The following is a 20,805-nucleotide window of genomic DNA, read 5'->3' on the forward strand; positions in this document are numbered from 1 at the left end:
TACCGTTTACGGACAGATTGCCCGGAAATTTAGACCGATCGCACGTCGATCGCGGGACGGAAAAAGAAACTTTGTTTGACTAAAACTAAAAAAGTTTGACACCGAGATTTCACTGAGATAAGTTTTGCGCAAGCTTCCGGAAAGCAATCCGGCCAGCCCCGCCGACTCACGTCGCGCTTTCCTGCCGTTGCAGCACCGCCGTTCGCAACTCCCCGCCTCATCGCATCGTGCCGTTCCGTTTCATCTGAAACCTGAAGGAAGATCGGGCATGCCCGCATTTGATTCGCACTCCTGCGTTCATGTCGTACCGCGTGCCTCGCACCGCCCGCGCGGCCCGAACCGGCCGCCGCGCTGACGCTTTCCGGTCGGGGCGATGAAGTCGCCCCGACACCCGCCGGGTTGCGCGATGCGTGACGCGCGTCGACGCCGGCCGTGACACCCGGGCATCGCGCCCGGCGCTTTCGAAGGTGCAGTTCCGTTTCATCCGATGCAGCACCCGGCCGGGCCGCAGGGGGCATATCGCGGGCCGTCCGGTTCCAGACAATCACAACAAGAGGTCGACAATGGACATTCATCGAACCGGATTGCGTCGTGCGTGGCTTCCCGCGCTCGTTGCAGCCGCAACGCTCGCCGCATGCGGCGGCGACGACGGCGGCAGCGTGGCGGGCGTCTCCGCGCTCGCGCAGGGCCAACAGGAGGGGGCCGCCGCCTCGGCGGCCGACAAGCAGTCGCTCGCATCCCGCATTTCGCCGTCCGGCGTGCCGTACGCCAATCCGGCCAGCGGCGGCCGCTACCGCCCCGTGATTACAAACGGCCAGGTGCAGCCGTCGCTGTCGGGCGGCACGATCGAGGAGAACGCGTGGGTCGACACGCCGGTCGATTCCGACGGCGACGGCACGCGCGACCGCATTCACGTGCGCATCGTGCGCCCGACCGAAACCGCGAACGGCGCGCGCACGCCCGTGATCGTGCTCGCGAGCCCGTACTACGCGGGCCTCGCCGACAGCCCCAACCACAACGTCGACGTCGAACTCGACGGCACGGCGCATCCGGCCGCCACCGCGGCAGCGACCGGCGCCTCCGCGCGCATCATGGCCGCCGCGCCGCAGGTGCGGCTGCAGCAGCAGGTCGAAGCGGCCGCCGCCGGGCGCTCGTGGATCGAGGGCTACTTCATTCCGCGCGGCTTCACGATCGTCTACGCGGATTCGCTCGGCACCGCCGGCTCGGACGGCTGCCCGACGATCCTCACGCGCGACGAATCGGTCGCAATGGCATCGGTGATCCGCTGGCTCGGCCGCGACGCGACCGCGAAGGACGCGAACGGCAAGACGGTCGTCGCGAACTGGTCGACGGGCCACGTCGGCATGTACGGCGTGTCGTACGACGGCACGCTGCCCAAGATGGTCGCGAGCCTGCGCACGCGCGGGCTCGACGCGATCGTGCCGGTGGCCGGGCTGACGAACATGTACGGCTACTACCGCTCGGGCGGGCTCGTGCGCGCGCCGGAAGGCTATCAGGGCGAAGACGTCGACGTGTACATCAAGGCGCTGCTGACGAACGCGCATCCGGAGCGCTGCACGCACCTGATCGACGAAGCGGCGCAGCAGGAAGACCGCAAGACCGGCGACTATTCGCCGTTCTGGGCCGCGCGCGACATCCCGAGCGCGTTCGCGGTCGCGCCGGCGCTCGTCGCGCAGGGGCTGACCGACGACAACGTGCGCGTCGACCAGTCGACGGCGTGGCATCTCGCGATGCGGCGCCAGGGCGTGCCGACGCAGCTGTGGCTGCATCGCCTGAAGCACACCGACCCGACCCGCGTACCGGCGATGGCCGATGCGTGGACCGCGGAAGTGAACCGCTGGTTCACGCGCTACCTGATCGGTTTCGACAACGGCGTCGAACGCGATCCGCGCGCGGTGATCGAGCAAGCGGACGGCACGCTGCTGAAGGAAGCGGACTGGGCCGCACGCCACGCCACGCCGGTCACGTATTTCGCGGGCGGCGACGGCGCGGGCACCGGCACGCTGCTGCGGCTGCCGAGCGGCGGCCCGCTCACGCGCTTCACCGACGATGCGCGCATTCCCGCGCTCACGCTGGCGAACGCACCGACGGGCGAGAATCGCAGCCGATTCGAGACCGCGCCGCTCACCGCCGCGACACGCCTGTCCGGCGCCGCGACCGCACGCGTCAGGCTGACCTTCACGGGAGTGGCCAACGTAACCGCGCTACTGGTCGACCGCGCACCGGACGGTACGGCCACGATCGTCACGCGTGCGTGGACCGACCCGCGCAACCGGTGGTCCGAGTGGCGCTCGGAGCCCGTGCTGCCCGGGATGCCGTATGACCTGAAGCTGACGTTCATGCCGCGTGACTACAAGCTGGAAGCCGGCCACCGGCTCGGGCTCGTCGTGCTGTCCAGCGACAACGAAGCCACGCTGCGGCCGACGCCGGGCACGGGCCTGACGCTCGATCCGGCCGGCACGTCGGTGACGGTGCCGCTCGCTTCGTCCTGAGCGGGCATGCGCCGCGCAGAACGCACGCCAGCCAGCCGGCGTCGCTGACACGGCCGAACGTCCGGCCGGCCTTCAATCGTTGCGGATTGCAAGGCTGGCCGGGCGGCCTGCCCGGCCGGCCGCCGCCGGGCATGGGTCAGGCCCGCTGGCCGTTCGGATCGCCCTGGCGACTCAAATAATCGATCAGCCACTGTGCGGCCGGACCGCTCGCCCGATCGGCACGCCGGATCAGCGATAGTCCGTAGCGAAACGTACGCCGGTCGGCCAGTTGCACCGGCACGAGACGGCCCGACTGCAGATCGTCCTCGATCAGATGCATGGGCATCGATCCCCAGCCAAGCCCGGCGAGCAGCAATCGATGTTTCGCGCCGAGGTCGGCCACCTTCCAGGTGCGGGTCGCATAAATTCCGAACGATTGTCCGTCGGTGACCTTGCTGCGGTCGGTGAGCACGATCTGCGTATGCTCGCGCGCCTCCGAGAGCGGAATGGGCGCGTCGCGCAGCGCGAGTGGATGCATGGGCGCCGCAACGCTCAGCAACTCGATCGCCCCCATCGATGTCGCGTCGATCGCATCCGGCCAGTTCGGAATCGGGCCACTGATGCCGAGCGCACAGCCCCCGTCGAGCACCAGCTTCATGACCCCGCCGAGCGCTTCGATCGTCAGGTTGAGCGCGACGGTCGGGAACGCGTCGGCAAACGCCTGCATGCCTTCGACCAGCTTCGGCAACGGAAACATCACGTCGACGGCCAGCGACAGCTCGGCTTCCACGCCACCCCGCAAACCGGCGGTCTTCGCCTGCAACTGCCCCATCAGCATGTCGACCCGACGCGCATCGGCGAGCACGACTTCGCCTGCCGCCGTCAGTTGCGGACGGCGCCTGCCACGCTCGAACAACGGCATGCCCAGCTGTGCTTCAAGGCTGGCGATCGCATAACTCACCACTGATTGCGCCCTGCCGAGCCGTCGCGCCGCCCCTGAAAAGCTGCCTGCCTCGACGACGGCGACGAACGCACGAAGCTGATCCAGATTGGGGCTGCGATCCACGATCTATCCAGAAAGTTGATTTTAATGATTCATTTTAGCCAATTGTTTGGATTGAAACGATCCCATACATTCCTGTCACGCCATGTCGATCGCGGACCACCGCGTCGACCGTTCCCCGCCAACGTCACAGGAACATGGAACCATGACTACCGACAGCTTTCTCTCACCGCCCCGGGCGCCTGCGCGTCCGACACTGTTCGATCCGGTCGAACTCGGACGCATCACGCTCAGGAATCGCATCGTGATGGCGCCGATGACGCGCAGCCGTGCCGGTGCCGGCGACGCACCCGGCCCGATGAACGCGGCCTACTACGCACAACGGGCCTCGGCCGGCCTGATCGTCACCGAGGGGACGCAGATCTCGCCACAGGGCAAAGGCTATCCGTTCACGCCGGGCATCTACAGCGACGCGCAGATCGCGGGCTGGAAACAGGTGACCGACGCGGTGCACCGTGAAGGCGGCCGCATTTTCGTGCAACTCGCCCATGTCGGCCGCATCGGTCACCCGGACCTGCAGCCGGACGGCGCACGACCGGTCGCGCCGTCACCGATCCGGCCCGACGGCGATGCCTATACGCCAACCGGTCCGCAGCCGTACCCGGTACCGCGCGCGCTCGACACCGCGGAATTGCCTGCCATCGTCGACCAATACGCGCTGGCGGCTCGTGCCGCATTGCAGGCCGGGTTCGACGGCGTGGAGATTCACGCCGGCAACGGCTATCTGCTTGACCAGTTCCTGCGTGACGGCACGAACCGGCGGACCGACGACTACGGCGGCACGATCGACAACCGGCTCCGGCTGCCACTCGAGGTCGCGCGTGCAGTCAGCCTCGTTTCAGGCCCTGATCGATTAGGTATCCGTATCTCCCCGGTCACGCCGCATTTCGGCGGAATTGCGGATAGCGATCCGCAAGCGCTGTTCGAGCGATTCGCCGGCCGGCTGAGCGACCTTGCAGTCTATCTCCATGTCGTCGAAGGCATCCCTCAGGCCGCGCCGGACGCGGTGCCCGCATTCGACTACGACGCGCTGCGGCACGCGTTCGGCGGGCACTACATCGCGAACAACGGCTACACGAAAACACGCGCGGAAGCGGCGCTTTCCGACGGCCACGCAGATCTCGTGTCGTTCGGCTACCCGTTCATCGCGAACCCTGATTTCGCTGAACGCCTCCGGCACGACCGGCCGCTCGCGCATGCGGACATGTCCATGGCCTACGGCGGCGGCGAAGCCGGCTATACCGACTACCCGCCGTTCAGCGCATGAGCGCACCCCTGAACCTGAACCACTGAACACGGCGGCCGGATCGCCGATCCGCCCCCTCGCACAAGGAGTCACCATGATTCGATCGATCAACCGCGCACTGTACCGAACCGCTGCGCAAACGCCCGCCGTCAACGCCGTACTGTCCGTCCTGGTGCGCATCCTCATCGCCGGCGTCTACGTCGGCGCGGGCATCAGCAAGATCTTCAACTACGCAGGCACCGGGCAATACATGGCGCACATGGGTGTACCGAGTGCCCTGCTGCCGCTCGTGATCTTCGTCGAGGTCGCCGGCGGCCTCGCGTTGATCGCCGGCTTCATGACGCGTATCGCCGCGCTCGGGCTCGCGATCTTTTCGGTCATCGCCGCGGTGATCTTCCATAGCGGCGGCGATCAGACGCAGCAGACCTTCTTCATGATGAACCTGTCGATGACGGGCGGCCTGCTCGCGCTCGTGCTGAATGGCGCGGGCCGCGCCTCGTTCGATCGCGGCGATCGATCGTCCCTGCCGGACTGATCCGGCCGACCCCGCGTCCTGCCCGACACCTCACACATCCCGGGGGCAACGCCCCCGCATCCAGCGAGACTTTCCCGTGAATACCATGAATGCCATCCAGATCGATCGTTTCGGCGATCCGTCCGTACTCCGTCCGGTCGTGATCGAGCGCCCGACACCGGCTTCCGACGAAGTCCTCGTGCGCGTGACGCGCGTCGGACTGAATTTCGCGGAAACGCTGCAACGCGCCGGTATCTATCCGGGCCCGGCGCCGGCTTTGCCCGCGATACTGGGATCGGAAACGGTCGGCACCGTCGAAGCCGTGGGCGCGAACGTACGGGACTTCCGGGTCGGCGAACGCGTGGCTGCAGCGCTGTTCGGCGCAACGAGCGGAACCGGCGGCTATGCCGAATATGTGACGGTACGCGCCACGCTGATCGTCGCAATTCCCGACACGGTTTCGGACGACGACGCCGTCGCGGTCATGCTGCAGGGGCTGGTCGCCCGCGTGCTGCTGCGCGAGACGCCGGTGGCTGCAAGATCCGTCGCCATCACCGCGGCAGCCGGGGGCGTCGGTTCGATGCTCATCCAGCTGGCGAGACTCGACGGCGCAAGGACGATCGTCGGCCTGGCCGGTTCCACGGAGAAGCTATCGACGGTGCGGGCACTCGGTGCCGATCAGGCCGTCAGCTATCGCGACGACGCGTGGGTCGATCGACTGGGCGCCGCAACCGGCGGCACGGGCCCCGACGTCGTCTTCGATTCGATCGGTGGCACCGTGGCCCGCACGCTCGTGTCCAGCCTTGCGCCGCACGGTCGTTTCGTCAGCTATGGCGCGGCAAGCGGCCACTTGCTGACGGTCGATGAAAGCCTGATGAACGCGCTCATCTTCGGCTGCCGCTCGCTGTCCGGTTTCGCTTTGCATGCGTTCCTCGCCGATCACGTCGTGCGGCAGACGCTCGGCGAGCTGTTCGGTCTGCTGGCCACCGGTGCGCTGAAGCCGCTGATCGGGGGCAGCTATGCGTTCGACGCGATCGTCGACGCGCACGCGGCACTCGAATCGGGCGGGACGACCGGCAAGCTCGTGCTGCGCATGGATCGATAGCGCGTCGCATCCGCCCTCGACAGTCGCGGAACGCCGCTCACGCGGACATCGATCACGGACGAAGCGGTTGGCGGCGAATCACCGTCCGGGCGCCGCTCACACCGGCGTCAACACCGGCTGCCCTGAAAAGTGCCGCTCGGCATTGTCGATGAACTGCTGCACCGAGCGATCGAGCGCCTCGGGCGACCAGCCGCCCATGTGCGGCGTCAGCACGACGCTGTCGAGATCCGTCAGCGCGCGCGGCGGCTCGGGTTCGCCTTCGTACACGTCGAGCCCCGCGCCCGCGATGCGCCCTTCGCGCAACGCATCCGCCAAAGCAGCGGTATCGACAACACTGCCGCGCGATACGTTGACGACGAAACCGCCGGGGCCGAGTGCATCGAGCACCGCGCGATCGATGAGATGCCGCGTGAGCGCGCCGCCCGGCGTCGCGACGATCAGGAAATCGGCCCACTGCGCGAGTGAGTCGACGCGGTCGAAATAGCGGTAAGGAACGTTCTTCTCCGACCGGTTGTGATACCCGATCTCGATGTCGAAGCCGGCCGCGCGGCGCGCGCACTTCTCGCCGATCTTGCCGAGCCCGACGATGCCGAGCTTCTTGCCCGATACGTTCGGCGGCATCACCAGTCCGTCGCGCCACACGCCCGCGCGGGCTTTCGCATCGAGCTGCACGACGTTGCGCACCGCCGCGAGCAGCAGCGCGAACGCGTGATCGGCGACGCAATCGTCGTTGGTGCCGGCGCCCGTGACCACGGTAATGCCGCGCGCCTTGGCATGCGCGACGTCGATGTGCTCGTAACCGGCGCCGAGCGCGCTGACGAACGTGAGTTGCGGAAGTCGATCGATCTCGGCGGCGGTGAGCCCCGTGCTGCCGTTGGTCAGCACCGCGCGTATCGTGCCGCCGTGTTCGGCGATCGCGCGTTCGCGTTCTTCGGATGTCGGGGCAAGGCGCACGTCGAACGACGCGGCGATCTCGCGATGCGCGTCGCCGCGCAATGCGATCAGAACCAGCAGCTCAGGCTTCATGTCAGGAAGTGTCGGCAAGGCGGGAACGAATTTCAGTGTAGCAAGCCCGCGCGACGGATGCGGGTTATCCCCACACGGGCTGTGGGCACGCCGCCGCACGCGGTTTGCCAAAGCCGGCTCAGTCAAGTAACTTTCGGCCTACGTCCCCGCCCTGGAGAATGGCCCGTATGAAGCTTTCCCTGCCCGCCCGGATCCTGGGCCTCGCGCTCGCCGCTACCCTCGTCGCGCCCGGCGCGCACGCCGACACGCCCGTCGTGGTGTCGTCGAAGATCGACACCGAAGGCAACCTGCTCGGCAACCTGATCGCACAGGTGCTGAAGGCGCACGGCATCGCCGTCACCGAAAAGATCGCGCTCGGCACCACGCCGATCGTGCGCAAGGCGCTCACGAGCGGCGAGATCGACATCTACCCCGAATACACCGGCAATGCCGCATTCTTCTTCAACAAGGCGGACGATCCGCTGTGGAAGAACGCGAGCCAGGGCTACGACACCGCGAAGCAACTCGACTACGCGGCGAACCATCTCGTATGGCTCACCCCGGCCCCCGCGAACAACACGTGGGGCGTCGCCGTGCTCGCGCCCGTCGCGCAGTCGCAGCACCTGAAGACCTTCTCCGATTTCGGCAAGTGGGTCACGGGCGGCGGCAAGGTGAAGCTCGCGGCGTCGGCCGAATTCGTGAACAGCGCGTCGGCGCTGCCGTCGTTCGAGAAGGCGTACGGCTTCAAGCTGAAGCCCGACCAGCTCGTCGTGCTGTCCGGCGGCGACACGGCCGCGACCATCAAGGCCGCCGCGAACCAGACCGACGGCGTGAATGCCGCGATGGTCTACGGCACCGACGGCGGAATCTCGTCGAGCGGCCTCGCGGTGCTCGACGACGACAAGCACGTGCAGCCCGTCTACGCACCCGCGCCGGTGATCCGCGAAGCCGTGCTGAAAGCGCATCCGCAGATCGCCGACTACCTGAAGCCGGTGTTCGCGAGCCTCGACCTGAAGACGCTGCAGACGCTGAACGCGCGCATCCAGATCAACGGCGAGCCGGCCGCCGGCGTCGCGAAAAGCTACCTGAAATCGAAGGGCTTCGTTAAATGACGGGTCGCGCGGCAGCGTCCGCGCGGCGCATCTCGGCGGACAAGGTCGGCATCCTGATCGGCGTCCTGACGATCGTCGCCGTGCTCGGCCTGCCGTTCGCGGTGCTGCGGCCGAACCGTATCGCGGCCGGCACCGACCTGTCGGTGTTCGCCGCGCTGCCGGCCCTGCAGGGCGCCGTGCTCGCCGCGCTGTGGATCGTCGGCGCGCTGTGGGCGATGACGGCAAGCCGTCCCGCGTGGCGCGTCGTGGCCGGCTGCGCGTGGCTCGCCACGCTCGCGTACGCGGTCGGCGCGGCCGCTACGCATGTCGTCGCACCTGACGACATGCTCGCCCGCGTGTCGCCTTCCTCCGGTGTCTGGCTGCTGCTGTTCGCGTGGGCCGTGCTTGTCGCGGATGCGCTCGCCCGTCTCTCGTTCGGCCCGTGGCGGCGTCTCGCCGCGCTCGTCGTCGCGATAGCAGCGATTTCGGTGCCGCTCGCGAGCGGCTGGTGGGACGGCCTCTCCGTGATGCGCGAATACGCGGTGCGCAGCGACGATTTCTGGCGCGAGGCGATCCGGCACGTGTCGCTCGCCGGCGGCTCGGTGGCTGCCGCGCTCGTCGCGGGCGTGCCGCTCGGCATCGCATGCGCGCGCATCGCGGCGGTGCGTACCGTCGCGATGCCCGTGCTCAATGTCGTGCAGACCATCCCCAGTATCGCGATGTACGGGCTGATGATGGCGCCGCTCGGCCTGCTCGCCGCGCACGTGCCGCTCGCGGCCGCGCTCGGCATCCGCGGCATCGGCGTCGCACCGGCCGTGCTCGCGCTGTTCCTGTATTCGTTGCTGCCGATCGCGTCGAGCGTCGTGGTCGGGCTCGGCCAGGTGCCGCCGCACGTGACCGAAGCGGCGCGCGCGATGGGCATGACGCGCGCGCAGCGGCTGCTGCGCGTCGATCTCGTGCTCGCGCTGCCGGTGATCCTGAGCGGCGTGCGCATCGTGCTCGTGCAGAACATCGGGCTGACCGCGGTCGCCGCGCTGATCGGCGGCGGCGGCTTCGGCACCTTCATCTTCCAGGGGATCGGGCAATCGGCCGCCGATCTCGTGCTGCTCGGCGCGATCCCGACGATCGCGCTCGCGCTGGTGGCGGCCGTCATATTCGAAGCCGCGACCACGCTCGCGAAGGGGCGTGCAGGATGATCGAGATCGAACGTGCGGGCAAACGCTTCGGCGATATCGTCGCCGTCGACGACGTATCGCTGACGATGAAGCGCGGCACGATCACCGCGCTCGTCGGCGCATCGGGCAGCGGCAAGTCGACGCTGTTGCGCATGATCAACCGCTTGATCGCGCCCACCAGCGGCACGATCCGCATCGACGGCGTCGATACGGCCACCGTCGCGCCCGAACAGCTGCGGCGGGGCATCGGCTACGCGATCCAGGGGCACGGGCTGTTTCCGCACTGGAGCGTCGCGCGCAACATCGCGACCGTGCCGCGCCTGCTCGGCTGGTCGGCCGATCGCATCGACGCGCGCGTGAACGAATTGCTCGACCTGTTCCATCTCGCGCCGGCCGAGTTCGCGGACAAGCTGCCGCACGAACTGTCGGGCGGCCAGCAGCAGCGCGTCGGCGTCGCACGCGCGCTCGCAGCCGAGCCCGCGATGCTGCTGATGGACGAGCCGTTCGGCGCGCTCGATCCGATCATCCGCGGCAAGGCGCAGGACGACCTGTTCGCGCTGCAGCGCCGCCTCGGCATCACGGTCGTGATCGTCACGCACGATATCGAGGAAGCGTTGAAGCTCGGCGACACGATCGCGGTAATGGACGGCGGCCGGCTGCTGCAGGTCGCATCGCCGGCCGAGATTCTCGGCAAGCCGGCGGCCGGCGTCGTCGAGCAACTCGTCGCGGGTGTCGACCGGCCGCTGCGCCTGCTCGCGCTGACGCCGATCGGCGCCGTGGCCGAATCCGGTCATGCCGACGGCGAACCGATCGCCGCAACCCGCACGCTGCGCGATGCGGTGTCGGAGTTGCTGTGGCGCGGTGTCGACGTGCTGCCGGTGGAAGATGGCGACGGCCGCAACACGCGCCGCATCACGCTCGATGCGATCCGTGCGCACGCAAGGAAGCCGGCATGACGTCGCGCGGCAACGTGCGGCCCAGGCCGTCGGCACTTCCCGCGACCGTCGCACGCGCGGCCGCGCTTGCACTGCTGCTCGTGCTGCTGCTGCGCCCCGCATGGCTGCAAGGATTGTTCGCGCCGTTCGCGGACAACGGCGCACCGGTCATCTACGATCGCGCGAGCCTGCTCGACCTCACGCTCGCGCATCTCGGGACGGTCGCGTTGTCGAGCGTGATCGGCACGATCGTCGCGGTCGCGGCCGGCATCGCGGTCACGCGGCCGTGGGGTGCGGATTTCCTGCCGGTCGCGCGCAGCGTCGTCGACATCGGCCAGACCTTCCCGCCCGTCGCGGTGCTCGCGCTCGCGGTGCCGGCAGTCGGCTTCGGATTGAAACCCGTGCTGATCGCGCTCGTGCTGTATGGCCTCCTTCCCGTGTTCGAAAGCACGATCGCGGGGCTCGAGGACGTGCCGCGCGACGTCGTCGATGCCGCGCGCGGAATGGGAATGAGCGGCTGGCAGCAACTCGTGTCGGTCGAGCTGCCGCTCGCGTTTCCGGTGATCGTCAACGGCGTCCGGCTCGCGGTGGTGATCAACCTCGGTACCGCGACGATCGGCTCGACGGTCGCCGCGCGCGGGCTCGGCGACGTGATCATCGCGGGGCTGCAGACATCGAACACCGCGTTCGTGCTGCAGGGCGGCGTGATCGTCGGGCTGCTCGCGGTGCTCGTCAGCGACGCGATAGGTGCGATTGCACGCGTGGCGGCCGCACGGCGCGCGTAATGCGCGCAGTGCCCGTAGGGCCATATCCTGTCGCACGCGGACGCATGTAAAAACGACCGAAACGCAGCGCCGGCGACGTTCATCCGGACTCCGATGCGTGTCCGCGCAACGATCGGCTCGCCGCCCGACGCGGGTCGACACAAGCCTACATGCCGCTTTCATTCGAGCCGGCGTTCGACCACCTGCGGCAATTGGCCGATATACTAGGCGCCTTCCAATTCCCCGCACCCCACCATGCGACGGTTTCTCTGGCTGATCGTGCTTTCGCTCGGCATCGCGCAACAGGCATCGGCGCAGCAAGCGCCCGCACTGCCTGCGTCCGCGCCCGAAGCAGCCGCATCGGCGCCGTCCGTCGCATCCGCGCCGCTCGCCGACGCCAACGATCAGCCGAACGAAGCAAACCGCCGCATCACGTCCTACCTGACAAAGAAGTTCGGTGTCGCGAAGGAGCGGGCCGCAAGGCTCGCCGATATCGTGAGCGTTACTGCGACGAAATATTCGCTGCCTCCCGCCCTCGTTTACGCCATTATTTCGATCGAATCGCGCTTCCAGGAAAAGGCGCGCGGCCAGCATGGCGCGACCGGGCTGATGCAGGTCGTGCCGACCGCGCACCGCGGCCTGCTGCGCAACGTGAAGGACCTGACCGAACCCAACGCGAACGTCGAAGTCGGCTCCGCAATTCTGTCGGGCTACGTGCGGGCGGCCGGTGGCGACGTGCGGGCCGGACTGAGGAGCTACAGCGGCGGTTCGAACGCGTATGCGGCGAAGGTGATGCAGCGCGTCGATTCGTTCCGCTTCGTGCTCGAACCTGACGACGACGCGAAAGCCGCGAATCCCGCGAGCGATGCGAAGGGCCGCATGGTGCCGGTCAGCGAAAAGACGAGCCCGACGTCGGCCCGCAGCAACTAGTCCCCGTTTCCTCCGACGCGCATGCGCCACGTCTCGCGCTTCCTTGCCGTCGCCGCGCTGGCGATTGGCCACACCATCGCGTTTGCCGCCGTCGATTGCGAAAAGCACGCGCTGACGATGAACGACGTGCGGACCTGCGTACTCGGTCAGAACGATCAGGCCGTCGAGCGCGCATACCGGTCGCTCGAGCACAAGCTCAAGCAGCGCAACCCCGATGCCGCCAGCGCGCTCGCGAAGTCGCAGGCAAGCTGGACCCGCTTCGCCGATGACACCTGCGACTACGTGAAAGCCGCCAATCCGCAACAGATGATCCCGGAAGACGCGCGGATGAACTGCTGGGTCGATTTCAGCCAGGCACGCGTGCGCATCCTGAAGAAATGGGAAGCGCAGCTGGACGCGCCACAACCGGCACCGAACTGACCGACGAACGAATGCCTGCGCAACTGCCCGTCACGCCTGCGCGAAACGCTCCCGCAAAAATTCGATGAAATGCTGTGTCTTCGCGGGCAGCAGCCGCGTTTCCGTCATCGCATAGACGGCAATCGGCTCGCCTTCCCATGCGGGCATCACGCGGCGCAGCCGGCCGGCGACCAGATCGTCCGCGACGATCGCCTCGGACAGCACGATGATGCCCGCATCGAGCGTGGCCAGGCGCCGCAGCATGCCGACACTGTTTGCCCCGAAACGGCTGCTCACCGGCACCGCGACGGAACGCGCGCCGTCGTGCAGCGTCCATGACCCGCTCCGTTGCAGGCCGAGGCACGCGTGCCGCGCGAGGTCTTCGGGCTCGCGCGGCTCGCCGGCGCGCGCGAGATAACCGGGCGACGCATACAGGTAGTTCCGGAGCGTCGCGAGCCGCCGCGCAATCAGTTGCGAGTCCTCGGACGGCCCCATGCGGATCGCCACGTCGAACGGTTCGCTCACCAGATCGACACGCCGCGATGTCAGCTCGAAATCGAAGGCCAGTTTCGGATAGCGGTTCGAGAATTCGACGACCAGCGGCGCCAGAATGACCACCGCGAAATCAACCGGAAACGACGCGCGCAGCACGCCGGTCGGCTCCGCCAGCAGCCCGCCGAGCTGCTCGTGCGCAAGCCGCGCCTCGTCGACGATGCGCTTGCAGCGCTCGAAGTAAAGCTGGCCGGCCTCCGTCAGCTCGATCCGGCGCGTCGTGCGATGCAGCAGCCGCAGCCCGATCGCCTTCTCCAGCGCGCCGATGCGCCGCGACAGCGTCGAGTTCGGCATCCCCAGCGTCTCGGCCGCGCTGCGAAAGCCCTTCGCCTTCACGACTTCGACGAACAGCGCCATGTCGTTCAGCAGTTCCATGCTCATTGCCCCACCAATGGATCAATGTTATCCAGATTACCCTGTTTATCCCGAAAAGGAAGCAATGGATGATGGGTGCGTGGAGGCGAGGTCCGCGCAACGATGCGCGGCCGGCGCCTGAACCGGCATCGTCCCGGTGCCGCCGTCCCGAACTTCGAGGAGCAACGCATCATGAGCCAACTGTTCACCCCGGCCCGCGTGGGCCGCTACACGCTGCAAAACCGCCTCGTCATGGCGCCGATGACGCGCAGCCGCGCCGCCTTCGATGGCACGCCCGGCCAATGGGCCGCCGAATACTACGCACAGCGCGCGAGCCTCGGTCTGATCGTGTCCGAAGGCACGCAGCCTTCCGACGACGGACAGGGCTATCTCACGACGCCCGGCATCCATACCGACGCGCACGTCGCCGGCTGGAAGGCGGTCAGCGACGCCGTGCATGCACGCGGCAGCCGCCTCTTCATCCAGTTGATGCACGTCGGGCGCATGTCGCATCCCGACAATACGCCGCATCACCGGCAGGGAGTCGCACCTTCGGCGATCGCGCCTGGCGCGCAGATGTTCACGGTGAAGGGCATGCTGGACATCCCCGTGCCGCGTGCGTTGACGACCGACGAAGTACGAGAGACCGTGAACGACTTCCGTATCGCCGCACGCCGTGCGATCGAGGCGGGCGCCGACGGCGTCGAAATCCACGGCGCGAACGGCTACCTCGTCCAGCAGTTCTTCGCACCGAACGCGAACACCCGCACTGACGCGTACGGCGGCTCGATCGAGAACCGCGCGCGCTTCGCGATCGAGGTCGCGACGGCGATCGCCGAAGAGATCGGCGCGGATCGCACGGCGATCCGCCTGTCGCCCGGCGCCACGCTCGGCGGCGTGGACGAAGGCGAGCAAGGGCCGGACCTGAACCGCTATCTGGCGACCGAACTCGACCGCCTCGGCCTCGCTTACCTGCACGTGATGCATCACGGCAATGAAGCGCTGCTTGCCGACCTGCGCGCGCGCTGGAGCGGCATGCTGATCCTGAACCGGCCGGGCCGCCCGCGCGAGACGATCGGCGAGGATCTGAAGTCCGGGCTGGCCGATCTCGAAGCGTACGGGCAGATGGTGCTGGCGAATCCGGATTTCGTGACGCGGGTGAAGACCGGCGCGCCGATGAACGACGCACGGCGCGAATCGTTCTTCGGCGGCGATGCGCGCGGGTATGTCGACTATCCGGCGCTGGATGGGGCGGCTGCGGCTTGACGCTTCGGCTCGGGGCGATCGTTGCGACCTGCCGCAACAGGGGGTTACGGCGATCGCCGGTACGATGACGTCATACCGGTCAGCCCGGCAGGTTGAAGCCGCTTCAGCCTGTACGACACCGGGGCGGCAAGATTAGCGGGAGCAATTGTTCCGATATTCCAGGAACAAAGCCAACGACATTCACCGTACGCCCATTGTTCTGATATTCCAGGAACAATGAGCAAAACACGGCAAACCAGGACACTGGCTTGCCGTGGCACGACACATCAAAACTGCCCCGCCGCTCCCGTCCACCGCAAATAATCCCCGCGCGTCCAGTCGAGCGACACGCCGACGCGCTTCGTGCCGGGCCGGATCTTCGGCTTGTACACCGACAGCGTCAGCGACTCCAGCGCCGGCCATTCGCGGAACGACAGCACCGCGATATCGGCGACGAGCGTTTCGAGCAGCCGCGTATGCGGCTTGTGCGACAGGAACGCCGCAATGCGCGCGCAATAGCCGTCGTAATCGATCCACTCGCCCTGCTCGCTCGGCTCGCACCGATAGCCGAGCCGCGCATCGATCACGATCGGCTGCGGCGCTTCATGCTCGTGCGCATGAATGCCGATCCGCGCGGGCACCTTCAGTTCGTCGACGAACACGCTCCAGCCGCGCCCGCGCAGGCGCGGCGCGTCGATCGCCACGAACGGTTCGTCGAACGGCTTCATGATGCGAGCGGCGCGGCCGCGTCGAGCATGATGCGCAGGAAGTAGTCGGCGAAGCTGCGGCGCAGGACGATCTCGAACGCATCGTCACCGGTCGGGATCAGCACGATCGACGACTTGAAGTAGTGCGACTGCGCACACTGGCCCGGCTTGAACGCACGCGGATGGAGATCGAGCGGGCAGCCGCGTGCGAGCACGTCGCGCACGCGTTCGCCGCTGATCTCGACGACCGTATAGCCGCTGCCGACATCGACGGCCGCCGCATACGTGCCCTGCACGGCTTCCGCGAGCTTCGCTTCGAGCACGCCGGCCTGCACGGGCCCGTTCGAGCGCACGAGCCACTCGTCGGGACCGAGCCACAGCACGTCGTACTCGGCGCCGCGCGCAATCGTGTTCGGCTCCGCGGGCGGCCGGCAGCCGACCACGCGCTCGAACGCGCTGACGAACGCCGGATCGCTCAACTCGCCGCGCACGTTGACGAGATCGAGGAACGGCCGCTCGCGCAGCGTGAACTTCTTCGATGCGCGCGCCTGGTGCGGCTTCAGCACGTCGGCCGCGCCGACGAACGGCGATTCAAGCGTCACGCCGCCCGCGCCCGCCACCTGCGACTGGTTTCTGGTTTCATTCCACATGCTGGCGCACCCCTTCGGTATCGTAGAAAACCGGGCTCGAGATCTTCGCGGTGATGCGCTTGCCGTTGGCCAGCGGAATCACGACGCTCTCGCCCATCTTGTTCAGGCCGCCCTTCACCACCGCAAGCGCGATCGAGCGCTTCAGGATCGGGCTGTAGTAGCTCGACGTCACGTGGCCGATCATCGGCGTCGGATCGACCGCCGACACCTGCGTATCCTTCGCGATGATCTGCGCGCCTTCCGGCAGCACGAACTGTTCGTCGTCGGTCAGGAGGCCGACGAACTGCTTGCGGCCTTCCTTCGTGGTGTCCGAGCGCGCGAGCGAACGCTTGCCGAGGAAGTCCTTCGACTTCGCGACGACGCCGCCCATCCCGAGGTCGTACGGCGTGACCGAGCCGTCGGTATCCTGGCCGACGATGATGTAGCCCTTCTCCGCGCGCAGCACGTGCATCGTCTCGGTGCCGTACGGCGTGATGTCGAACTCGGCACCGGCCGCCATCAGCGCTTCCCACACCGCGCGGCCCGCATTCGCCGGCACGTTCACTTCATAGGCGAGCTCGCCCGAGAAGCTGATCCGCATCACGCGCGCCTTCGCGCCCGCGACGGTGCCGTTCCGGTAGCTCATGAACGGGAACGCCTCGTTGCCGAAGTCGATGTCCTGGCACACCTTCTGCACGACCTTGCGGCTCTTCGGGCCGACCACCGCGAACGTCGCCCAGTGATCGGTGACCGACGACAGCCGCACCTTCATGTCGGGCCATTCGGTCTGCAGCCAGCGTTCGAGCCACGTAAGCACGCGCGCCGCGCCGCCCGTCGTGGTCGTCATCATGAAATGCTGGTCGGCGAGGCGCACCGTCACGCCGTCGTCGAACACCATCCCGTTCTCGTCGAGCATCAGCCCGTAGCGGCACTTGCCCACTTCGAGCTTGTTCCACGGGTTCGTGTACATCCAGTTCAGCAGCTTCACCGCGTCCGGGCCCTGGATATCGATCTTGCCGAGCGTCGACGCGTCGAGAATGCCGACGCTGTTGCGCACCGCGAGGCATTCGCGCTTCACGGCCGCGTGGAGATCCTCGCCGTTCTTCGGGAAGTACCACGGCCGCTTCCAGTTGCCGACGTCCTCGAACAGCGCGCCGTGCTCGACGTGCCACTCGTGCACGCAGGTCTTGCGGATCGGGTCGAGGAAATCGCCCAGCTCGCGGCCCGCGAACGTGCCGAACGACACGGGCGTGTAGTTCGGGCGGAACGTCGTCGTGCCCGTTTCCGGAATCGTCTTGCCGAGCGCCCCCGCGAGGATCGCCATCCCGTTGATGTTGCCGAGCTTGCCCTGGTCGGTGCCGAAGCCCATCGCCGTGTAGCGCTTCACGTGCTCGACCGACTCGAAGCCTTCGCGTGCGGCCAGCAGGATGTCCGCCGCCGACACGTCGTTCTGGAAGTCGACGAACTGCTTTGGCCCGCGCGCCGCGGCCTCGCGGCTGCCGACGAGCCACAGCGGTTGCAGTGCGCCTTCGACGGTTTCGGCAACTTGCGGCGCGACCGCGCGCTGAGTAGCCGTGAAACCCGCCGCCTTCGCCGCTTCCACGCCCGCATCGACCGCGAACCGCAGTGCGCGCGCCAGGCCGAATTCGCCGGCCGCCGCACCGATACTCGCTTCCGCCTGCACGGGCTTGCCCGGCAGGAAGCACGCCTTCTCGTCGTTCCAGCACGCCTTGCCGCCCGACTGCGCGAACAGGTGCAGCACGGGGCTGAAGCCGCCCGACATCGCGACGAGGTCGCACGGCAGCGTCTGCAGCTTGCCGCCCACCTGGCCGTTCGAGATCGACGCGACGTCGACCGACGATACGCGCCACTTGCCCGATGCGCCCGTCACGACCGCGCCGCTCATCACCGTCACGCCCTGCCGCTTCGCCGCGGCCGGCAGCGCACCGTTCGACGACGCGCGCGAATCGACGACCGTCACCTTCGCGCCGCACGCCTTCAGGTCGAGCGCGGTCTGGTAAGCGCGATCGTTGTTCGTGAATACGACCGCATCGCGGCCCGGCAGCACGCCGTAGCGATGCACGTAAGTGGACACCGCGCCTGCCAGCATCACGCCCGGCAGGTCGTTGTTACCGAATACGATCGGCCGCTCGTGCGCGCCGGTCGCGAGGATCACGCGCTTCGCGCGGACCTTCCACAGCAGCTCGCGCGTGCCCTTGCGCATCGACACCGGCAGGTGATCGGTCAGGCGCTGCGTGACCGTCACGAGGTTGTGGTCCTGGTAGCCGAACGCGGTGCTGCGCGACAGGATCGTCACGTCGGGCAGCTTGCGCAGCTCGGCCTCGATCTTCTCGACCCACTGCAGCGCGGGCTTCGCGTCGATCTCGGCGCGGCACGACAGCAGGCTGCCGCCGAGCTCGCGCTGGTCGTCGACGAGGATCACGCGCGCGCCGGCCGTGGCCGCCGCATGCGCGGCCGCGAGGCCCGACGGGCCACCGCCGACCACGAGCACGTCGCAGTGCGCGTAGCACTTGTCGTAGCGATCGGCGTCAAGCGCTTCCGGCGCCTTGCCGAGGCCGGCCGCTTCGCGGATCTTCTCTTCGTACTTCGGCCACATGTTGCGCGGCCACATGAACGTCTTGTAGTAGAAGCCGGCCGGCAGGAAGCGCGACAGCTTCTGGTTGATCGCGTACTTGTCGTTCTCGAGTGTCGGCTCCGCGTTCACGCTGGACGCAACGAGGCCCTGGTACAGCTCGATCTCGGTCGCGCGTGCGTTCGGCACCGTGTACGGGCCCGATTCGAGCTGCACGACGGCATTCGGTTCCGCGACGTCGGCCGTCACGATCCCGCGGGGACGGTGGTACTTGAAACTGCGCGCGACGAAGTGCACGCCGTTCGCGAGCAGCGCGGACGCGAGCGTGTCGCCCTGGAAGCCTTGATACGTGCGGCCGTTGAACGTGAACGTCAACGGAATCGCGCGATTGATGCGGCCACCAGTGCCGAGGCGGTCTTTCTGGCTCATTTGCTCGTGCCCTCTTCGTGTGCGTTGCCGGCAGCTGCGCCACCGAACTTTTCGTAGCCCTTGATATCGTAGGTCACCGTGTCGCGCGTGGCCTTGAACCAGCGGCGGCAACCCTGCGCATGCAGCCATTGCTCCTTGTGCAGCCCGCGCTTGTTCTCGCGCATGAACACGTACTCGCCCCATTCTCGGTCGGTCATGTTCTCGTTGTTCACGGGGCGCACGATGTCGGCTTCACCGCCGCACGAGAACTCGGATTCGGCGCGCGGCCCGCACCACGGACATTCGATCAGCAACATGTTTCTTTCTCCTCGTGTGCGTGGTCAGTGCGCAACGGCGGCAGCGCCGTGCTCGTCGATCAGGTGGCCCGTATAGAAACGGTCGAGTGCGAACGGCGCGTTCAGCGGATGCGGTTCGTCTCGGGCGATCGTGTGCGCGAACACCCAGCCCGAGCCGGGGGTCGCCTTGAAGCCGCCGGTACCCCAGCCGCAATTGAAATAGAGGCCCTTCACGTCGGTCTTGGTGATGATCGGGCATGCGTCCGGCGACACGTCGACGATGCCGCCCCACTGGCGGTTCATCCGCACGCGCGAGAACACCGGGAACATCTCGACGATCGCCTGCAGCGTGCTTTCGATGATGTGGAAGCTGCCGCGCTGGCCGAAGCCCGTGTACTGGTCGATGCCGGCGCCGATCACGAGGTCGCCCTTGTCGGACTGGCTGATGTACGCGTGCACCGCGTTCGACATGATCACCGAGTTGACGACCGGCTTGATCGGCTCGGACACCAGTGCCTGCAGCGGGTGGCTTTCGATCGGCAGGCGCACGCCGGCCATGTCGGCGAGCGTCGTCGTGTTGCCGGCGGCAACCACGGCAACCTTCTTCGCCTTGATGAAACCCTTCACCGTGTCGACGCCGACTACCGCGCCGCCTTCGCGGCGAATGCCCGTCACCTGGCAGTTCTGGATGATGTCGACGCCCGCGCGATCCGCGCCGCGTGCGAAGCCCCAGGCCACCGCGTCGTGGCGCGCCACACCCGCGCGGCGCTGGATCGATGCGCCGAGCACCGGGTAGCGGCTGTTCAGGTTGATGGTCGGCTCGATTTCCTTGATCTGCGCGGGCGTCAGGAATTCGGCGTCGACGCCATTCAGCCGGTTCGCGTTCACGCGGCGCTCGGTGTCACGCACGTCCTGCAGCGTGTGGGCCAGGTTCATCACGCCGCGCTGGCTGAACATCACGTTGTAGTTCAGGTCCTGCGACAGCCCTTCCCACAGCTTCATCGCCTTTTCGTACAGCGCGGCCGATTCGTCCCACAGATAGTTCGAGCGCACGATCGTCGTGTTGCGCGCGGTGTTGCCGCCGCCGATCCAGCCCTTCTCGAGGATCGCGACGTTCGTGATGCCGTGCTCCTTCGCGAGGTAGTACGCGGTCGCGAGGCCGTGACCGCCGCCGCCGACGATCACGACGTCGTATTCCTTCTTCGGTTCCGGGCTCTTCCACTGTTTTTCCCAGTTCTCGTGGTACGAGAGGCCGTTGCGAAACAGGCTGAATATCGAGTAGCGGCTCATGTCAGTGATCCT

Annotated in this window: 19 protein-coding genes; 11 read left to right on the forward strand and 8 right to left on the reverse strand. The window is 67.4% G+C overall.

The window, feature by feature from the left end; genetic code table 11:
• The first annotated feature begins 563 nt into the window (after positions 1-563).
• Positions 564-2,513 carry a Xaa-Pro dipeptidyl-peptidase gene (locus tag G3O06_RS09840; protein WP_205815879.1) on the forward strand — a complete coding sequence of 650 codons (1,950 nt, stop codon included), beginning with the start codon at positions 564-566 and terminating at the stop codon, positions 2,511-2,513.
• 136 nt (positions 2,514-2,649) lie between these two features.
• On the opposite strand, the gene G3O06_RS09845 is transcribed toward G3O06_RS09840, so the two are convergent.
• Complete coding sequence (locus tag G3O06_RS09845) at positions 2,650-3,558, reverse strand: LysR family transcriptional regulator (RefSeq protein WP_174981287.1); 909 nt, start codon at positions 3,556-3,558, stop codon at positions 2,650-2,652.
• 142 nt (positions 3,559-3,700) lie between these two features.
• Between G3O06_RS09845 and G3O06_RS09850 the strand changes: the two genes are divergently transcribed.
• The 3 genes from G3O06_RS09850 (at position 3,701) to G3O06_RS09860 (ending at position 6,420) form a co-directional block, all read left to right on the forward strand.
• The gene (locus tag G3O06_RS09850; protein WP_205815880.1) at positions 3,701-4,822 is read left to right on the forward strand and encodes an alkene reductase; all 1,122 of its coding nucleotides are present in this window, start codon (positions 3,701-3,703) and stop codon (positions 4,820-4,822) included.
• Positions 4,823-4,895: 73 nt separating this feature from the next.
• Positions 4,896-5,336 (forward strand): DoxX family protein, encoded by a 441-nt coding sequence (locus tag G3O06_RS09855; RefSeq protein ID WP_205815881.1) that lies wholly within the window; start codon positions 4,896-4,898, stop codon positions 5,334-5,336.
• Between the two features lie 76 nt (positions 5,337-5,412).
• Positions 5,413-6,420, forward strand: coding sequence for a zinc-binding dehydrogenase (locus tag G3O06_RS09860; protein WP_205815882.1), 1,008 nt, complete (start codon positions 5,413-5,415; stop codon positions 6,418-6,420).
• 96 nt (positions 6,421-6,516) lie between these two features.
• Here G3O06_RS09860 and G3O06_RS09865 read toward each other — a convergent pair whose 3' ends face one another.
• Positions 6,517-7,446 (reverse strand): 2-hydroxyacid dehydrogenase, encoded by a 930-nt coding sequence (locus G3O06_RS09865; protein WP_205815883.1) that lies wholly within the window; start codon positions 7,444-7,446, stop codon positions 6,517-6,519.
• Positions 7,447-7,613: 167 nt separating this feature from the next.
• Here G3O06_RS09865 and G3O06_RS09870 point away from each other — a divergent pair, with 167 nt between their 5' ends.
• The 6 genes from G3O06_RS09870 (at position 7,614) to G3O06_RS09895 (ending at position 12,740) form a co-directional block, all read left to right on the forward strand.
• On the forward strand, positions 7,614-8,537 hold the full coding sequence (locus G3O06_RS09870; protein WP_174969812.1) for an ABC transporter substrate-binding protein: 924 nt from the start codon (positions 7,614-7,616) through the stop codon (positions 8,535-8,537).
• A complete protein-coding gene (locus G3O06_RS09875) occupies positions 8,534-9,712 on the forward strand; it encodes an ABC transporter permease (protein ID WP_174969813.1) in 1,179 nt (392 codons plus the stop codon). The genes G3O06_RS09870 and G3O06_RS09875 overlap by 4 nt, the downstream gene beginning before the upstream one ends.
• The gene (locus tag G3O06_RS09880) at positions 9,709-10,647 is read left to right on the forward strand and encodes an ABC transporter ATP-binding protein (protein ID WP_205815884.1); all 939 of its coding nucleotides are present in this window, start codon (positions 9,709-9,711) and stop codon (positions 10,645-10,647) included. The genes G3O06_RS09875 and G3O06_RS09880 overlap by 4 nt, the downstream gene beginning before the upstream one ends.
• Entirely contained in the window at positions 10,644-11,411 is a 768-nt protein-coding gene (locus tag G3O06_RS09885; protein WP_174969814.1) for an ABC transporter permease, read from the forward strand. The genes G3O06_RS09880 and G3O06_RS09885 overlap by 4 nt, the downstream gene beginning before the upstream one ends.
• 234 nt (positions 11,412-11,645) lie before the next feature.
• The gene (locus G3O06_RS09890) at positions 11,646-12,320 is read left to right on the forward strand and encodes a lytic transglycosylase domain-containing protein (RefSeq protein ID WP_174917023.1); all 675 of its coding nucleotides are present in this window, start codon (positions 11,646-11,648) and stop codon (positions 12,318-12,320) included.
• A gap of 21 nt (positions 12,321-12,341) precedes the next feature.
• The gene (locus G3O06_RS09895) at positions 12,342-12,740 is read left to right on the forward strand and encodes a lysozyme inhibitor LprI family protein (protein ID WP_205815885.1); all 399 of its coding nucleotides are present in this window, start codon (positions 12,342-12,344) and stop codon (positions 12,738-12,740) included.
• Positions 12,741-12,770: 30 nt separating this feature from the next.
• Here the strand turns inward: G3O06_RS09895 and G3O06_RS09900 are convergent, their stop codons facing one another.
• The gene (locus tag G3O06_RS09900) at positions 12,771-13,646 is read right to left on the reverse strand and encodes a LysR family transcriptional regulator (protein WP_205815886.1); all 876 of its coding nucleotides are present in this window, start codon (positions 13,644-13,646) and stop codon (positions 12,771-12,773) included.
• 171 nt (positions 13,647-13,817) lie between these two features.
• On the opposite strand from G3O06_RS09900, the gene G3O06_RS09905 reads away from it, so the two are divergent.
• Positions 13,818-14,891, forward strand: coding sequence for an alkene reductase (locus G3O06_RS09905; protein WP_205815887.1), 1,074 nt, complete (start codon positions 13,818-13,820; stop codon positions 14,889-14,891).
• Between the two features lie 266 nt (positions 14,892-15,157).
• Here G3O06_RS09905 and G3O06_RS09910 read toward each other — a convergent pair whose 3' ends face one another.
• Genes G3O06_RS09910 through G3O06_RS09930 form a run of 5 tightly spaced genes read right to left on the reverse strand, consistent with a single transcriptional unit; the run spans position 15,158 to position 20,793 of the window.
• Positions 15,158-15,598, reverse strand: a complete 441-nt coding sequence (locus G3O06_RS09910; protein ID WP_085042872.1) for a dihydroneopterin aldolase — start codon at positions 15,596-15,598, stop codon at positions 15,158-15,160.
• A complete protein-coding gene (locus tag G3O06_RS09915; protein WP_174969821.1) occupies positions 15,595-16,227 on the reverse strand; it encodes a sarcosine oxidase subunit gamma in 633 nt (210 codons plus the stop codon). The genes G3O06_RS09910 and G3O06_RS09915 overlap by 4 nt, the downstream gene beginning before the upstream one ends.
• The gene (locus tag G3O06_RS09920) at positions 16,217-19,228 is read right to left on the reverse strand and encodes a sarcosine oxidase subunit alpha family protein (protein WP_205815888.1); all 3,012 of its coding nucleotides are present in this window, start codon (positions 19,226-19,228) and stop codon (positions 16,217-16,219) included. The genes G3O06_RS09915 and G3O06_RS09920 overlap by 11 nt, the downstream gene beginning before the upstream one ends.
• Entirely contained in the window at positions 19,225-19,524 is a 300-nt protein-coding gene (locus tag G3O06_RS09925) for a sarcosine oxidase subunit delta (RefSeq protein WP_174379763.1), read from the reverse strand. The genes G3O06_RS09920 and G3O06_RS09925 overlap by 4 nt, the downstream gene beginning before the upstream one ends.
• Positions 19,525-19,548: 24 nt before the next feature.
• Complete coding sequence (locus G3O06_RS09930; RefSeq protein ID WP_006480591.1) at positions 19,549-20,793, reverse strand: sarcosine oxidase subunit beta family protein; 1,245 nt, start codon at positions 20,791-20,793, stop codon at positions 19,549-19,551.
• Positions 20,794-20,805 lie beyond the last annotated feature (12 nt).

The organism is Burkholderia sp. Ac-20345 (assembly GCF_017104825.1).
Taxonomy (GTDB): domain Bacteria; phylum Pseudomonadota; class Gammaproteobacteria; order Burkholderiales; family Burkholderiaceae; genus Burkholderia; species Burkholderia lata_B.

What these genes read in the sequence shown, in the direction of transcription:
- G3O06_RS09880 (WP_205815884.1), top strand. Translation starts at nt 9,709, where the DNA reads ATGATCGAGATCGAACGTGCGGGCAAACGCTTCGGCGATATCGTCGCC.
- G3O06_RS09905 (WP_205815887.1), top strand. Translation starts at nt 13,818, where the DNA reads ATGAGCCAACTGTTCACCCCGGCCCGCGTGGGCCGCTACACGCTGCAA.
- G3O06_RS09920 (WP_205815888.1), bottom strand. Translation starts at nt 19,228, where the DNA reads ATGAGCCAGAAAGACCGCCTCGGCACTGGTGGCCGCATCAATCGCGCG.
- G3O06_RS09925 (WP_174379763.1), bottom strand. Translation starts at nt 19,524, where the DNA reads ATGTTGCTGATCGAATGTCCGTGGTGCGGGCCGCGCGCCGAATCCGAG.
- G3O06_RS09890 (WP_174917023.1), top strand. Translation starts at nt 11,646, where the DNA reads ATGCGACGGTTTCTCTGGCTGATCGTGCTTTCGCTCGGCATCGCGCAA.
- G3O06_RS09910 (WP_085042872.1), bottom strand. Translation starts at nt 15,598, where the DNA reads ATGAAGCCGTTCGACGAACCGTTCGTGGCGATCGACGCGCCGCGCCTG.
- G3O06_RS09895 (WP_205815885.1), top strand. Translation starts at nt 12,342, where the DNA reads ATGCGCCACGTCTCGCGCTTCCTTGCCGTCGCCGCGCTGGCGATTGGC.
- G3O06_RS09855 (WP_205815881.1), top strand. Translation starts at nt 4,896, where the DNA reads ATGATTCGATCGATCAACCGCGCACTGTACCGAACCGCTGCGCAAACG.
- G3O06_RS09840 (WP_205815879.1), top strand. Translation starts at nt 564, where the DNA reads ATGGACATTCATCGAACCGGATTGCGTCGTGCGTGGCTTCCCGCGCTC.
- G3O06_RS09870 (WP_174969812.1), top strand. Translation starts at nt 7,614, where the DNA reads ATGAAGCTTTCCCTGCCCGCCCGGATCCTGGGCCTCGCGCTCGCCGCT.
- G3O06_RS09900 (WP_205815886.1), bottom strand. Translation starts at nt 13,646, where the DNA reads ATGGAACTGCTGAACGACATGGCGCTGTTCGTCGAAGTCGTGAAGGCG.
- G3O06_RS09865 (WP_205815883.1), bottom strand. Translation starts at nt 7,446, where the DNA reads ATGAAGCCTGAGCTGCTGGTTCTGATCGCATTGCGCGGCGACGCGCAT.
- G3O06_RS09850 (WP_205815880.1), top strand. Translation starts at nt 3,701, where the DNA reads ATGACTACCGACAGCTTTCTCTCACCGCCCCGGGCGCCTGCGCGTCCG.
- G3O06_RS09915 (WP_174969821.1), bottom strand. Translation starts at nt 16,227, where the DNA reads ATGTGGAATGAAACCAGAAACCAGTCGCAGGTGGCGGGCGCGGGCGGC.
- G3O06_RS09930 (WP_006480591.1), bottom strand. Translation starts at nt 20,793, where the DNA reads ATGAGCCGCTACTCGATATTCAGCCTGTTTCGCAACGGCCTCTCGTAC.
- G3O06_RS09875 (WP_174969813.1), top strand. Translation starts at nt 8,534, where the DNA reads ATGACGGGTCGCGCGGCAGCGTCCGCGCGGCGCATCTCGGCGGACAAG.
- G3O06_RS09885 (WP_174969814.1), top strand. Translation starts at nt 10,644, where the DNA reads ATGACGTCGCGCGGCAACGTGCGGCCCAGGCCGTCGGCACTTCCCGCG.